This is a genomic window from Micromonospora sp. NBC_00617 (assembly GCF_045161355.1).
Lineage (GTDB): Bacteria > Actinomycetota > Actinomycetes > Mycobacteriales > Micromonosporaceae > Micromonospora.
The window spans coordinates 1,647,376-1,662,396 of record NZ_CP107751.1 but is presented as its reverse complement, the minus strand read 5'-3'; the positions used below and the strand labels follow the sequence as shown (position 1 = coordinate 1,662,396).

Sequence of the window (15,021 nt, the reverse complement as noted above, 5' to 3'; positions counted from 1 at the left end):
TGGAGGCCATGTCCGACACCCCCGCCCGACTGCTGGGCCTGCTGTCGCTGTTGCAGACCCCCCGGGAGTGGCCCGGCAGCGAGCTGGCCGCCCGGCTCGGCGTCAGCCTGCGCACCATTCGCCGCGATGTGCAGCGGCTGCGCGACCTCGGCTACCCGGTGCAGGCGACGATGGGCGTGATCGGCGGATACCGCCTGGTCGCGGGCAAGGCGATGCCGCCACTGTTGCTCGACGACGAGGAGGCGGTGGCGATCGCAGTCGGTCTGCGTACCGCCGCCGGTCACGCGGTGGTCGGCATCGAGGATGCCTCGGTGCGGGCGCTGGCGAAACTCGAACAGGTGCTGCCGTCCCGGCTGCGTCAGCGCGTCAGGGCGCTGGGGGCGGCCACCGAACCGCTACTCACCTGGGGTCCGCCGACGGTCGACCCCGAGCACCTGAACGCCCTGGCCGCCGCCGTCAACGGCCGCGCGCAACTGCGGTTCACCTACCGCCGCCGCGACGGCGTGGACGGCGAACGGCTCGTCGAGCCGTACAAGCTGGTGTCGGCGGGCCGGCGCTGGTATCTGGTGGGCTACGACAACGATCGCGCCGACTGGCGGATCTTCCGGGTGGACCGGATCACCGACCCGCGGCCCACCCGCACCCGAGTCGCCGCCCGTCGACTGCCGGCCACCGACGCGGCGTCGTTCATGGCGGAGAAGCTGCTCGAGCTGACGCCCGTCTACCGCGCGGTGGTGACGCTGCACGCGCCGGTCGAGCGGATGGCCGGCCCGCTCGGCGGCGCCGGGGTCGACCTGGAGCCGATCGACGGCGCCTCGTGCCGGTTGCGCAGCGACGCGGACACCCTGGAGTGGCTGGCGTGGCGCCTGCTGACCCTCGGTTGCGACATCGAGGTGCACGAGCCGCCGGAGTTGATCGCGTACCTGCGGCAGATCGGCACCCGGGCCACCCGCGCCGCCGGCCCGCAGGCTGACCCCGACGGGCCCGGCGACGGTCCGCTGCGCTGACCAACACACCGCCGCGCTCGACACCACGATGGGCGTCGAGCGCGGCGGGTGATCGAGCGCGTCGGTCAGTGGATGACGACGGGCGCCTTGGCCAGCTCGGCCTGCTCGTCGCCGAGCTGCTGCGCGGGCGTGCGCCGGCGCGGCAGCAGGGCGGCCGGGATGAACGTGGCCAGCACCAGCGCGAATGCCACCCAGAACGTGTGGGCGAACGATTTCGCGGCGAAGTCGAGACCACGTTCGATGATCGACGGATCCACCGGCATCTGCTGGAGCAGCTCCGGCCGCTGCTGGGCGGCGATGGCCAGCCCGGCCTCGGTGATCGGCTTGCCGCTCGGGTCCACCGCGCCGGGGATCGGCCGGGAGCCGTTCAGCTCGTTGGTGAGGATCACCGACATCACGGCGGCGCCGACCGAGCCGCCGATCTGCTGGAGGATGTTGACCAGCGTCGAGCCGCGCGCCACCTCCTGCGCCTGCAACGTCCGCAGCGCCGACGTCATGATCGGCATCATCGTGCCGCCCATGCCCAGGCCCATCACGAACAACGACCCACCGAGCAGCCAGTACGAGGTCTGCGGGTCGACCTGGGTGAAGCCGAAGAACCCGGCGACGATCAGCGCCAGCGCGAACGGGACGGTGCGACCGATGGGCACCCGGTCGGCGAGCGTGCCGGCGATCGGCATGGTGATCATCGCGCCCAGGCCCTGGGGCGCCATCAGCAGGCCGGCGGCCAGCGTCGACTCGCCGCGCACCTGCAGGAAGTAGCTCGGGAACAGCAGGCCGGCGCCCATGAACGCGATGATGAACACGAACAGCGTCACCGAGGCGATGGTCAGGTTGCGGTTGCGGAACAGCCGCAGGTCGAGCAGCGGGTGCCGGGGCTTGAACGAGTAGAGCACGAACGCCACCACCAGCGCGCCGCCGACCAGCATCGGGGCCCACACCTTGGTCGCGGAGAAGGTGCCCGCCTCGGGCAGCGACGAGACGCCGTAGAGGAACAGCGCGAGGCCCGGGGAGAGCATCAGCATGCCGAGGAAGTCGAAGGACTCCGACGGCTCGGGGGCGTCCTTCGGGAGCGCCATCTGCGCGTAGATGAGGGCGACGACACCGATCGGCAGGTTGATCAGGAAGATCCAGTGCCAGCTCGCCGTGTCGATCAGCCAGCCGCCGAGGATCGGGCCGCCGATCGGGCCGAGGAGCATCGGGATGCCGAGGACGGCCATCAGCCGGCCGATCCGGTGCGGCCCGGCCGCCCGGGTCATGATCGTCATGCCCAGTGGCATGAGCATGCCGCCACCGAGCCCCTGAAGGACGCGGTAGCCGATCAGTTCGCCGATCGAGTCCGCGGTGGCGCAGAGGCCGGACCCGATCGTGAACAGGGCGAGCGCCACCATGTAGAGGCGCTTGGTGCCGAACCGGTCGGCCGCCCATCCGCTGAGCGGGATAACCGTGGCCAGGGCGAGCGTGTAGCCCGTCATCGTCCAGGCCACGCGGGCGTAGGACGCGTCGAACTCGCTCTGGAACGTGGGCAGCGCGACGCTGACCACCGTCACGTCGAGGATCGACATGATCGCGCCAAGGACGACGACGCCCGCCACCTTGAGCACCGCGGCGTCGAGTTTGTCCGATGTCGCGACGGATTGCTGTGTCACTGACTCTCCTGAGGTCGGTTGATCCGGCGGAAGGTGGGCGGTGGCGGCGTATGCCACGCCGACCAGGCGCGGGACGCGACGTGCCGGGGCGACGACGCGCGGAGGGCAGACTATCCGGGGACTGTGACGGATTGCCGCCGGATTTCGTGACGACCGGGTTGCGGAACCGATCGGCCGCCCGATCGGAACCGGTAGTCGGGGTGTTGATCAGCCGGCGGACCGACCCGCCACGAGAGGCGCGGGGGCCGCGTAATGGGACGGGCTGACGCCCAGGTGCCGCCGGAAGTGGCGGGTCAGGTGCGCCTGGTCGAAGAACCCGGCGGCGGCGGCGACCTCGGCGGGGCGCTGCCCCGCGAGGAGCAGACGGCGTGCCAGTTCGACCCGACGACCGGTCAGGTACGAGTGCGGTGGCAGCCCGTGCGTGTGGGTGAACGTCCGGACCAGGTGGGTCGGGTGGGCGTGCAGCAGCTCGGCGGCCTGCCGCAGCGTGAGGCCCTCGACGGTCCGGGCGTCCAGCAGCTCGCGTAGTCGCACGGCGAGGCCGCGCGCGGCCGGCGGGACGCCGGCCGGGGAGCGCTGACGCAGCCGTTGGCGCAGCCGGTCCAGGATGAGCGCGAGCCTGCTGTCGGCCTCGAACTCGTCCCCCGGCGCGGCGAGCACCCGGTGCAGCTGGTGGATCCGGTCCCGTAGGCGCGGATCGGCCAGGTCCGGCCGGTCGACCGCCGGACCGACCAGCGCGGCGTCGAGCGCCGTGGTGTCGAGGTACAGGACCCGTTTGCGGAAGCCGTGCGGCGTGGCGGACCGGCCGTCGTGCGGCACGTACGGCGGCAGCAGCGTGACCGACGTCCGCAGCGCGCCGTGGCGGTGCCGGTCCAGGTCGAAGCGGACCGCGCCGTCGTCGACGATCAGCAGCGTCCACACGTCGTGGGTGTGCAGCGGGTACGCGTGATCCGGGAAGTGGGCGTGGAACACCTCGGCGACGCCGGCGACGGCGGGTCGCCACGCGCTGACCTGTGCGCCCGTCGGTCGGGTGACCACGCTAAGAACGTACAAGAACGGCCGGGTGCCGGACGGGCAGGCTCGACGGCATGACCGAACCGATCCGTTTCCCCACCAAGATCGCCGTGCTGCTCCGCAACGACCTGGCGGGCTGGCAGCGGCTGAACGTCACCGCCTTCCTGGTCAGTGGTGTCGCGAGCGCCCAGCCGGAGCTGCTCGGCGAGGAGTACCGCGACGCGGACGGCACCTCGTACCTGCCGATGTTCGGCCAGCCGGTGCTGGTCTTCGCCGGTGACCGGGCCACCCTCACCGCCGCGCACTCGCGGGCGCTCACCCGTGGGCTGCGTCTGGCGATCTTCACGTCCGAGTTGTTCGCCACCGGCAACGACCGGGACAACCGGGCGGCGGTGCAGGCGGTCGGCCGGGAGAAGCTCGACCTGGTGGGGCTGGCCCTGCACGCGCCGCGCACCGTGGTCGACAAGGTCCTCAAGGGCGCGGCCATGCACCCGTGAGCGCGACCGGCAACAACCTCTTCGTCGCCGGGGAGACGCTGACCCACGCGAGCAACCCCAACTGACCGCGCCGCGGCGGGCCGACGCCGAACCCTCTCGACGCCGGCCCGCCCCGCACCTGGGTGCGCTCAGCCCTCGACGCCCAGCGCCACCACCGGGCTGACCCGCGACGCCCGCCGCGCCGGCAGCACGCCGGCCAACGCGGTCAGCCCGACCAGCGCCGCGAAGAGCCCGACCAGCGACAGCACCGGCAGCGACAGCGGCGCGTTGAGCCCGAGCGCCCGCACCGCCAACCAGGCGTACGGGACGCCGAGCAGCAGACCGAAGCTCGCCCCGATCACCCCGTAGAGGCCGGACTCGACGGTCAGCATCGTGCGCAGCCCCGCCCGGGACAGGCCGACGGCGCGCAGCAGCCCGGACTCGCGGACCCGCTCGACGACCGACAGCGCGGTCGTGGAGCCCACACCGACCACCGCGATCAGCACGGTCAGGCTGACCAGGCCGGCAGTGATCCAGACCAGGGCGTTCAGCACCGCGTCGTTGCGGTCCCGCTCGTCGGCGAGCACCGTGATGCCCAGCCCGGCGCCGTTCCCGATCGCCTGCCGCAGCGCCCGCACCCCGGCGGTGCGGCCGTCCTCGCCCGCCTGCGCCGCGTCGGCCAGCAGACCGGTGTACGCCGTCGGCCCGCCGATCCGGTCCAGGTCGGCACGGTCGGCGACGATGCCCGCGTACAGGGGGCCACGGTCGGGCAGGACCGCCGACACCCGTACGTCGACCGTCCGCCCGCCGCGGGCCAGCGTCACGGTGTCACCGGCGCGCAGCCCGGCGTTGCGGGCGACCCAGTCACCGAGCACGATCCGGCCGGGTCCACGGTCGGCGAGAGTGCCCTGTGCCACGTCCAGGGCCGCGGTGGTCGGCAGCGCCGACAGGTCGAGGTCGGTCGTCGAGTACCCGGACTCGGCGTCGCCGAGCCGATCGGTGCCCCGCATCAACGCGACGTCGTGGACCATCCGGTACGGCACCACATGGGTCAGCACGCCGCTCGCCGCCCGCGCCCTCGTCACCACGGCGACCGGCAGGGTCGTGTCGTCACCGGAGGACACCTCGAAGTCGGCCGGCGCGGAGAGCGCCATGTCACGATCGGCGACGACCCGCATCGACGCGCCGCCGATGACCACCCCGGAGATCAGGGTCACGCCGAGCGCGACCACGACGGAGACGGCGGCGGCCCGTCGCGGCGTTCCACCGATCCCGCCGACCGCCAGCCTCCCCAGCGGGCCGACCTGGCGCAACGGCCAACCCGCCACGGCCAGCACCGGGCGCACCAGCAGCGGCCCGAGGGCGACCAGGGCGAAGAACGCCAGTGCTCCCGAGGTGACCAGCAGCAGCAGCGGCGTGCTCGGGTCGTAGGACTCCTGACCCGGCGTCGGCAACCGCCGCACCGCCGCGACGGCGGCCAGCAGCGCGCCGAGGACCAGCAGCGCGCCGGACACCAGACGCGGCGCTCCGATGCCGCGCCGCCCGGCGGTCACGCTCGCCGCCCGCAACGCCTCCAGGGGCGAGACCCGGGCGGCGGAGAACGCCGGCGCCAGCACCGCCACCACGGTGAGCACGACCGCGCCGAGCACCACCGCGACCGCCGCCCCCAGCGACAGCCCCGGCGACGAGACCGCCATGCCCGAGGCGCGCAGGACCATCGGGAGGACCTGCCCGGCGGCGAGGGCGCCGACGACCCCCACGACACCCGCGACCAGCCCGGTCAGGGCACCCTCGGCGGTCAGCGCGACCACCAGCCCGCTCCGGCCCGCCCCCACCGCCCGCAGCAGCGCGAGGTGCTGCATCCGCTGGGCGAAGACGATGCGGAACGTCGAGGTGACCACCAGCGCCGCGGCGACCACCGCGACCGCGACGAACATTCCGACCAGCGCGAACAGCCTCCCCACCTGCTCGGCCGCCGCATCGGCCTCGGCGTCGCGCACCTCGGCGCCGGAGCGGACCGGCTGATCGGCCGGGACCACCGCGGCCACCCGGTCGCGAACCGCCTCCGCCGCGCCGGCAGCCGCGCGCAGGTCGATCCGCTCCACGGTGCTCAGGTGACCCCACGCGGCCACCGCGTCGTCCGGGGCGTACGCGTCGAAGCCCTCGTCGTCGGGGGTGTCGACCACGCCGGTGACGGTGAGCGGCGCCCCGGTGGTGAGTTCGCCGCCCGTCCCGGTGGTCACGGTGCCGACCGCCAACCCCAGCCGCTCGACCGTACGGCGGGTCACCGCGATCTCGCCGGGCTGGTCCGGGTAGCTGCCCTGGATCAGGCGGACCGTCGTCAGCGGGCCGGCGCCCGGGTCGGTCCGCAGGTTGAGGTAGCCCTCGGCGAGGGAGACACCGACCGTCGTCCGGCCCACCGCCTCGGTGACACCCGCCACGGCGCGGACGGCACGCAGCGCCGCCACGGTGGGCGGCGGCTGCTGCGGGTCACCGATGACCAGGTCGGTGGCGGCCGGCGTGCCGCTGAGGTTGTCCCGCGCGGTCCGTTCGGTGATCTCCTGCGCCAGCACGGTGCCGAAGACGACGAACGACGCGACGAGGATCGCCAGGCCGGTCAGGATCAGCCTCCCCGGGCGTCGGGCCGCGGCGCTCACCTGGGTACGCAGCACCGTCGCCCTCACGCGGGAACCGCCAGCTCGCGCAGCGCGTCGGTGACCGAGCCCTGGTCCGGCTCGTCGATCTCGCCGGCGACCCGGCCGTCGGCGAGCAGCACCACCCGGTCGGCGTACGCGGCAGCGATCGGATCGTGGGTGACCATGACGACCGTCTGACCCAGGTCGCGTACCGAGTCGCGCAGGATGGTGAGGACCTCCGCCCCGGAGCGGGAGTCGAGGTTGCCGGTCGGCTCGTCGGCGAAGACGACCTCGGGCCGCGACACCAGGGCCCGGGCCAGCGCCACCCGCTGTTGCTGGCCGCCGGAGAGTTCGCTGGGCCGGTGCCCGAGTCGCTGCCCGAGGCCCAGCACGTCGACGAGGCGCGCGAGCAGGTCACGGTCGGGTTCCCGGCCGGCGAGATCCAGCGGCAGGGTGATGTTCTGCGCGGCGGTGAGCTGCGGCAGCAGGTTGAACGACTGGAAGACGAAGCCGATCCGGTCGCGGCGTGCGCGGGTCAGCGTGCGGTCGGACTGACCGGTCAGCTCCGTGCCGCCGAGCAGGACCCGGCCGGAGGTGGCCGTGTCCAGGCCGGCCAGGCAGTGCATCAGCGTCGACTTGCCGGACCCGGACGAGCCCATGATCGCGGTGAACTCGGCTCGACCGAAGCCGACCGAGACGCCGTCCAGGGCGCGGACCGCGGTGTCGCCGCTGCCGTACACCTTCACCAGGTCGACCGCGGCGACGGCGGCCTGCCCGGTCGGCGGCGGGGCGTGGGTTGTCATGGGTTCCTCCAGTGGCTGCGATGTGACCCGGGAAGCCTCGCCCGCGCCGGGCGGGAGCCGCATCGGCCCGCGGTCGGGGAACGCCCGCGCCGGGTCTGTCTTTCGGCCGATCTGCCCGCGCCGGCCGCCTGGCTACGCTGGGTCACGATGAACGCGCCGGGATTCTCGACATGGTGGGTACGCCTGGGTCAGCTCGCCGGACTGGCGGCGCTGGCCCTGCTCGGTGCCTTCGACCTGCGGTACGGCCTCTACACCGGGATGGGCGTGGCCGAAGCCCTGCGCGCCCTCGTGCAGGTGGGGTTGGCGCTGATGACCGCGGTGGTCTGGCTGCCCGTGCACCGGCAGGGATCCCGATCCCTGCCGATCGCGGCGCTCGTGCTCGGCACCATCTCACTCGCCGTCACGTTCGGCTTTCTGGTGCTCAGCACGAGCGGCAGCTATTTGTTGGGCGGCAGCTGGGGGCTGGCCGAGTCCGCGGGGATGATCGCGGTGGTGTTCGTGGTGACCCGGTGGGCCGCCGCGCGGCTCGCTCCATGGGCGGCGGTGCTCGCCGCGCTCGCTGCCGCCGCGCTGCCGCTGCGCGCCGGCGCGGACTACGTCTACGTGATCTTCGGGCTGCTCCAGGCGCTCGCCGCGGTCGGCGCCGCCGCCGTCGGGATCTACCTGCGCGTCGTCGCCGCCGGGCGGGAGCGGGCCATCGCGCTGGTACGCGCCGAGCAGCGCGCCGAGTTCGCCCGCGACCTGCACGACTTCATCGCCCACCACGTGACCGGCATCGTGGTGCAGGCGCAGGGCGCCCGGTTCGTCGCCGAGCAGGACCCGCGACGGGTGATCGTCGCCCTGGAGCAGATCGAGCGGGCCGGCGCCGAGACGATGGCCTCGATGCGGCGGATGGTCGGCGTGCTGCGCAATCCGGATGCCCCGCCGGACGCCCCGCTGGCCCCGCTGGCCGGCGTGGCCGACCTCGCACCCCTGTTGGAGGGCCACAACGACACCACGAACGCGCCGGCCCGGCTGTACGTCGACGGCCCGCTCGACGAGCTGCCGGTGGAGGTGTCCACCTCGGCGTACCGGGTGGTGATGGAGGGGCTGACCAACGCCCGCCAGCACGCCCCGGACGCCCAGTCGGTGGCCGTGTCCGTGCGTCGTACGCCGGACTGGCTCCTGGTCCGGGTCGCCGACGACGGCGCGACCCCGCGTACCGCTCCCGCCCGAGGGCACGGCTTCGGCCTGCTCGGCCTCACCGAGCGGGTACGCGCCCTCGGCGGCACGATCACCGCCGGGCCGGGCATCTCCGGCGGCTGGGTCCTCGACGCCGCGTTCCCGCTGCGGTCGGCGGTGGCCCGATGATCCGGGTGCTGATCGCGGATGACCAGGCGATGGTCCGGACCGGCTTCAGCATGATCATTTCAGCGCAGCCGGACATGGCGGTGGTCGGCGAGGCCGCCGACGGAGTCGCCGCCGTCGAGATGGTCCGGCGGCTACGCCCGGACGTGGTGCTGCTGGACATCCGGATGCCCCGCCTCGACGGCCTGCAGGCGTTGCGCCTGCTCGCCGGGCCGGGTGTCGCCGACCCGGCGCGGGTGGTCGTGGTGACGACCTTCGACCTCGACGAGTACGTGCACACCGCGCTGTCCAACGGCGCCTGCGGTTTTCTGCTGAAGGACTCCGGCCCGGCGCTGCTCGTCGAGGCGGTCCGCGCGGCCGTCTCCGGCGACGCGCTGATCAGCCCGTCCATCACCGTACGACTGCTGGAGTACCTCAGTCCGCCCACCGCGCCGCGCGACGACGCCGGCCTGTCCCCGCGGGAACTCGACGTCGTGAAGCTCGTCGCCCGGGGCCTGACCAACGCGGAGATCGCCGGTCAGCTCTTCATCGCCGTCGGCACCGTCAAGACCCACCTCGCCAGCGTGCAGACGAAGCTCCCGGCCCGCAACCGCGTCGAGATCGCCGCCTGGGCCTGGGAACGCCGCCTCGTCGGCTGAACGACGACCCGACCGGCGGCGGGGCATCCTCCCGCTCCTGGGTGACCTAGCATTGGCGGCAGTGAATCACCGGCCCGCTGCGGACAACCGGAGGCGAGGATTCATCGTGCGTGATCATCCAATCCGACGAAGGCCCCGGTCGAGGGCCGTCGCCGCGCTGGCCGTCGCCGCGCTGATGAGCGCTTTGGGCGCGAGCCCGGCGTACGCCGCCGCGGACGACACCGAGCGACCCACCGCCCCCGGCCCGATCACGGTCACCGCCATCGACACCACCTGGGTGGAGCTGACCTGGACCGCGTCGACCGACAACGTGGGCGTGGTCGGCTACGCGGTCTCGGCGCTGTTCGAGGACACCGGGCGGGCCTACTCGACCGACACCACCAGCATCCGCATCACCGACCTGCGCCCGTCGCGCACGTACACCCTCAGCGTCGCGGGGCTGGACGCGGCGGGCAACCGGTCGGTGTCGAACCCGACGCTGCGGTTGACCATGCCACCGGGTGACGACCAGGCGCCGAGCGCACCGGGCCAGCCGGTCGCGTACGACGTCGCCGCGACGCTGGTGTGGCTGCGCTGGGCCCCGTCGACCGACAACGTCGTGCTCGACCGGTACGAGGTGTACCGGGTCGACGCCGGTGGTGCGCTGACCCGGGTCAGCGAGGTCTACCAGAACCCGCCGGGGCGCACCAGCACCCAGGTCAGCGGGTTGACGCCGAACACGACGTACACCTTCGTGGTCCGCGCCCGCGACGAGGCGGGCAACTGGTCGGCGCTGTCGCCGCCGGTCACCGTGACCACCCTGCCGCCCCCGCCGAGCTGCGCGGTCCGCACCGTCGTCCGACAGCGGTCGGACGGCTTCGTGGCGTACCTCGCGGTCGAGAACACCGGCACCACGGCGGTGAACGGCTGGACGATGACCTGGCGGTTCTGGGCCAGTCAGGAGTTGCGGGCCCTCTGGGGCGCGCAGGTCGTCGACCGGCCGAACAACAGCTACCTGCGGGTGCGCAACACCAGCCACAACGCGGTGATCAGGCCCGGCGGCACCGTGTCGCTGGGCGTCGTCGCCACCGGCACGCAACTGCCGGAGGAGGTCACGCTGAACGGCGGCATCTGCGTGGTGGCAGACAAGTAACGCTCACGTCCGGGGTCTGGCGTCGACGGCGACATCTTGCGACGCTAACGCTCGTGTATGACTACGACCTGTTGGTGCTGGGCTCCGGACCCAGCGGTCAGAAGGCCGCGATCGCCGCCGCCAAGCTCGGCAGGCGGGTCGGCATCGTGGACCGCCGCGACATGATCGGCGGGGTGTGCATCAACACCGGCACCGTCCCGTCCAAGACGCTGCGTGAGGCGGTGCTCTATCTGACCGGCCTGAGCCAGCGCGACCTGTACGGCAGCAGCTACCGGGTCAAGGAGGAGATCACGGTCAGCGACCTGGCCGCTCGCACGCAGCACGTGATCACCCGACAGACCGACGTCATCCGCAACCAGCTCGCCCGCAACCGGGTCGCGATGATCACCGGGACCGGGCGCTTCGCGGACGCGCACTCCATCTGGGTCGACGCCGGCTCCGGGCGCGAGTCGAAGGTGACGTTCGACAAGGCCATCATCGCGGCCGGCACCCGCCCGGCCCGCCCGGACAGCGTCGACTTCGACGACCGGACCATCGTGGACTCCGACGGCGTCATCAACCTCCAGGCCGTCCCCCGCAGCATGGTCGTGGTCGGCGCCGGTGTGATCGGCATGGAGTACGCGTCGATGTTCGCCGCCCTCGGCACCAAGGTGACCGTGGTGGAGCGCCGCGAGCGGATGCTCGAGTTCTGCGACGACGAGGTCGTCGAGTCACTCAAATACCACCTGCGCGACCTGTCGGTGGCGTTCCGCTTCGGCGAGGAGGTCGCCGCGGTAGAGAAGCACCAGACGGCGGCGCTGTGCATTCTCAAGAGCGGCAAGAAGATCGTCGCGGACACCGTCATGTACTCGGCCGGCCGGCAGGGCCAGACCGACGACCTGGCGTTGGAGGCGGCCGGGTTGCAGGCCGACCGACGCGGCCGGATCGCGGTCGACGCCAACTACCGCACCCCGGTCGACAACATCTACGCCGTCGGCGACGTGATCGGCTTCCCGGCGTTGGCGTCCACCTCGATGGAGCAGGGCCGGCTGGCCGCGCAGCACGCCTGCGGCGAACCGATCCGGGAGATGCACGGTCTGCAACCGATCGGCATCTACACCATCCCGGAGATCAGTTTCGTCGGCCAGACCGAGGCCGAGCTGACCGACGCGTCGACGCCGTTCGAGGTGGGCATCGCGCGCTACCGCGAGCTGGCCCGCGGCCAGATCGTGGGCGACTCGTACGGGATGCTGAAGCTGCTCGTCTCCCCCGCGGACGGCCGGCTGCTCGGGGTGCACGTGTTCGGCACCGCGGCGACCGAGATCGTCCACATCGGTCAGGCGGTGATCGGCTGCGGCGGCACGATCGACTACCTGGTCGACGCCGTGTTCAACTACCCGACCCTGGCCGAGGCGTACAAGGTGGCCGCGTTGGACGCGTCCAACAAGATCCGCAACATCACCCGCATCGACGGCTAGGGCCTGCGGGCCATCCCCAGTCACCCGTTGGCGGGATGCCCCGGCGTCCGTCTCCAGTGCCAGAATTTCCCCATGCGACACACCATCGTCGGGCGGGACGAGGTGTTCGACCGGGCCTGGCAGCAGCTGGCCCGATCCGGGCCGGTGCTGGTGGAGGGGCCCGCCGGCATCGGCAAATCCGAACTCTGGCGGGCGCTGGTCGCGCAGGCCACGCAGGCGGGTTGGCTGGTGCTGAGCTGCGCGCCCACCGAGGCCGAGGCGGAGCTTCCGTACGCCGCCCTGGCCGATCTGCTACGCCCGCTCGCCGACCGGGTCGCCGCGCTGCCCGAACCGCAGCGGACCGCGGCCGAGGTCGTGCTCCTCGCCGGCGACGTTCGGGAGGCCGTCGACGTACGGGTGGTCGGGGCGGCGACCCGCTCCCTGCTGGAGGCCGCGGAGCAGGACGCCCACCCGGCGACGCTGGTGGCCGTGGACGACGCGCCCTGGCTGGACCGGCCGAGCGAACGCGCGTTGCGGTACGCGCTGCGCCGCGTGGCCGGCCTGAGCGTGCTGGTGAGTCGCCGACGCGGCCGGGGCGACCCCGAGAGCGTGCCACTCGGGCTCGACGAGGGCCGCGACGGCAGCCGGCTCGACCGGGTGGAGCTGCCGCCGCTCGACGTCGGCGCGCTGCACCACGTCCTGCGCGATCAGCTCGGCGTCACGCTCACCCGACCGATGCTGGTGCGGGTGGCGCGGGAGGCCGAGGGCAATCCGCTGCTGACCATCGAGGTGGTCCGGGCCATCCAGCGCCTGCCGCGCCACCCCTCGCCCGGCGACGACCTGCCGGTGGCCGCGTCCATGCACCACCTGCTCGCGGACGTTGTCGCCGGGCTGTCCCCCGCCAGCCGCGACGCGGTACGACTGGCCGCGCTGCTGACCGTGCCCACGCTTGTCGACCTGACAGCGGCGGGGGTGTCCGCCGCCGCGCTGGACGCTCCCGAGGAGGCCGGGCTGATCGTCGTGACACCGACGAGCGTGCGGTTCACCCACCCGGTGCACGCCGCCGCCGTACGGGCCGGCATCCCGCCGGGGGTCCGCCGCCGGCTGCACCACCGACTGGCCGACCTGGTGGCCGATCCGGACGAGCGGGCCCGGCACCTCGCGCTGTGCACGACGGCAACGGACCCGGCGGTCGCGGACGCCCTCGCCGCCGCAGCTGACCGATGGCACAGTCGGGGGGCACCCGACCTCGCCGCCGATCTGCACGACCGCGCCGGCCAGCTCACCCCGGTGCACGACCAGGTGCGGCTGGGCCAGCGGCGGCTGGCGGCGGCGCGCTGCCGGCTCGACAGCGGTGACCTTCCGGCCGCCCGGCAGGCGGCCGAGGCGGTCGCGGCCGACTTCCCCGGCGACCTACGGGCCGAGTCCCTGCTGCTGCGCGCCATCGTCGCCTGGTCCAGCGGCGAGGCCGGCCAGGCGGCGGTGGAGTTCGGCACCCGGGCCCTGGCGGCGGCCCAACCCGACTCGGCCCTGGCCGGCCGCATCCACGCCCACCTGGCCGTCTTCAACGACCACACCGAGCCCGCACGGGCGCACGCCGAGGCCGCCGCCACCCTCTTGGACGGTCGCGACGGCGAACACGACCTGCTCGCGGCCGCGCTGGTCCTGCTCTTCTTCCAGGAGGTACGCCTCGGCCGGGCACCGCGCACCGACCTGCTGGAGCGGGCTCTGACCCTGGAGGGCGACGAGCCGGCGTGGCTGGCGAGCACGGTGCCCGCGATCTGGTGGAAGTCGATGGACGACGCGGAACGTGCCCGCAGTCGACTGCACCGGATGCTCGGGCGGGCTGAGGCACGCGGGGACGAGCCCCTGCAACACGAGTTGCTCACGCACCTGGGCGAAGCCGAGTTGCTGGCCGGGCGGTGGGACGAGGCCGAACGGCACATCGCCGCCGCGCGGGACCTCGGTGACCAACTCGGCAGCGGTCTGGTCGCCGAGACCTGGCTGGCCGCCCTGCTCGACGCCCACCGGGGCCGGCTGGTCGAGGCGGCCCGGGTGGCCGAGTCCGGCCTGCGGCTCGCCGAGGATCTCGACGACGACTGGTGCCGACGCATCCACCAGCAGTTGGCCGGGTTCGTTGCCCTGTCGGCCGGCCGGATGGCGGAGGCCGCCGCCGCCTACACCGCTCTGGCCGCGACGATCGACGCGCGGGGTCTGGTGGAGCCCCTCTCCATGCGCTTCGAGCCGGACTGGATCGAAGCGTGTGTCGGGGCCGGCGAACTCGACCGGGCGAGGGCGGTGCTGGAGCGGCTGAACGCCCGACACCGCCGGCTGCCGCGGCCCTGGACGATCCTGGGCACCGCACGGGCTCGCGTACTGCTGGACAGCGCCACCGGCCAGGATCCCGGCCCGGCGCTCGACGCGTTGGCGGCGGCGCGGGACGCCGTAGCGCCGGATGTGCTTCCGCTGGATCGCGCCCGCTGCCTGTTCGTGGCCGGGATGGCCCACCGGCGGTCCCGCCGGAAGTTGCCGGCCCGGCAGGCGCTGGAGGCAGCGGTGGCGGACTTCAGCGCGATCGGCGCGGCGGCGTTCGCCGAGCGTGCCCGGGCCGAGCTGGCGCGCGTCGGCGGTCGCGCCCCCACACCACGGCACCTCACGCCCACCGAGGAGCGGGTGGCCCGGTTGGCGGCACGCGGCCGGACCAACCGCGCCATCGCCGACGAGTTGTTCGTCAGCCCGAAGACCGTCGAGGCGAACCTCGCCCGGGTCTACCGCAAGCTCGGCATCTCCACCCGCGCCGAGTTGGGCGCGGCGATGACCAGGGCGGACGCGCAAGCATAGGGAAACACCCGATTCCTCGCCGCCCGTCGGGACCTAGCGTCA

General features: G+C 73.4%; 11 protein-coding genes. 7 read left to right on the top strand and 4 right to left on the bottom strand.

Annotated elements, in window-relative coordinates:
• Window positions 1–8 precede the first annotated feature (8 nt).
• A complete protein-coding gene (locus OG505_RS07425; RefSeq protein WP_405432005.1) occupies window positions 9–1,007 on the top strand; it encodes a helix-turn-helix transcriptional regulator in 999 nt (332 codons plus the stop codon).
• A gap of 65 nt (window positions 1,008–1,072) precedes the next feature.
• On the opposite strand, the gene OG505_RS07420 is transcribed toward OG505_RS07425, so the two are convergent.
• Together OG505_RS07420 and OG505_RS07415 are read right to left on the bottom strand one after the other, a co-directional pair.
• Complete coding sequence (locus OG505_RS07420) at window positions 1,073–2,656, bottom strand: DHA2 family efflux MFS transporter permease subunit (protein WP_405432004.1); 1,584 nt, start codon at window positions 2,654–2,656, stop codon at window positions 1,073–1,075.
• Window positions 2,657–2,863: 207 nt separating this feature from the next.
• Window positions 2,864–3,694, bottom strand: coding sequence for an AraC family transcriptional regulator (locus OG505_RS07415; protein ID WP_405432002.1), 831 nt, complete (start codon window positions 3,692–3,694; stop codon window positions 2,864–2,866).
• 50 nt (window positions 3,695–3,744) lie between these two features.
• Between OG505_RS07415 and OG505_RS07410 the strand changes: the two genes are divergently transcribed.
• Window positions 3,745–4,167 carry a DUF2000 family protein gene (locus OG505_RS07410; protein WP_405432000.1) on the top strand — a complete coding sequence of 141 codons (423 nt, stop codon included), beginning with the start codon at window positions 3,745–3,747 and terminating at the stop codon, window positions 4,165–4,167.
• Between the two features lie 128 nt (window positions 4,168–4,295).
• Here OG505_RS07410 and OG505_RS07405 read toward each other — a convergent pair whose 3' ends face one another.
• Together OG505_RS07405 and OG505_RS07400 are read right to left on the bottom strand one after the other, a co-directional pair.
• Complete coding sequence (locus tag OG505_RS07405; RefSeq protein ID WP_405431998.1) at window positions 4,296–6,830, bottom strand: FtsX-like permease family protein; 2,535 nt, start codon at window positions 6,828–6,830, stop codon at window positions 4,296–4,298.
• A complete protein-coding gene (locus OG505_RS07400) occupies window positions 6,827–7,585 on the bottom strand; it encodes an ABC transporter ATP-binding protein (RefSeq protein WP_234583728.1) in 759 nt (252 codons plus the stop codon). Before OG505_RS07400 ends, OG505_RS07405 begins: the two co-directional genes overlap by 4 nt.
• 147 nt (window positions 7,586–7,732) lie before the next feature.
• Between OG505_RS07400 and OG505_RS07395 the strand changes: the two genes are divergently transcribed.
• From OG505_RS07395 to OG505_RS07375, 5 genes are all read left to right on the top strand, one after another.
• Window positions 7,733–8,935: a sensor histidine kinase gene (locus OG505_RS07395; protein WP_405431997.1), complete on the top strand. Its 1,203-nt coding sequence runs from the start codon at window positions 7,733–7,735 to the stop codon at window positions 8,933–8,935.
• Window positions 8,932–9,570, top strand: a complete 639-nt coding sequence (locus OG505_RS07390) for a response regulator (protein ID WP_405431994.1) — start codon at window positions 8,932–8,934, stop codon at window positions 9,568–9,570. The genes OG505_RS07395 and OG505_RS07390 overlap by 4 nt, the downstream gene beginning before the upstream one ends.
• 106 nt (window positions 9,571–9,676) lie before the next feature.
• The gene (locus tag OG505_RS07385; protein ID WP_405431992.1) at window positions 9,677–10,702 is read left to right on the top strand and encodes a fibronectin type III domain-containing protein; all 1,026 of its coding nucleotides are present in this window, start codon (window positions 9,677–9,679) and stop codon (window positions 10,700–10,702) included.
• 53 nt (window positions 10,703–10,755) lie between these two features.
• Window positions 10,756–12,159 carry a Si-specific NAD(P)(+) transhydrogenase gene (gene sthA / locus OG505_RS07380; protein WP_405431990.1) on the top strand — a complete coding sequence of 468 codons (1,404 nt, stop codon included), beginning with the start codon at window positions 10,756–10,758 and terminating at the stop codon, window positions 12,157–12,159.
• 72 nt (window positions 12,160–12,231) lie between these two features.
• On the top strand, window positions 12,232–14,979 hold the full coding sequence (locus OG505_RS07375) for an AAA family ATPase (protein WP_405431988.1): 2,748 nt from the start codon (window positions 12,232–12,234) through the stop codon (window positions 14,977–14,979).
• The last annotated feature ends 42 nt before the right edge of the window (window positions 14,980–15,021 follow it).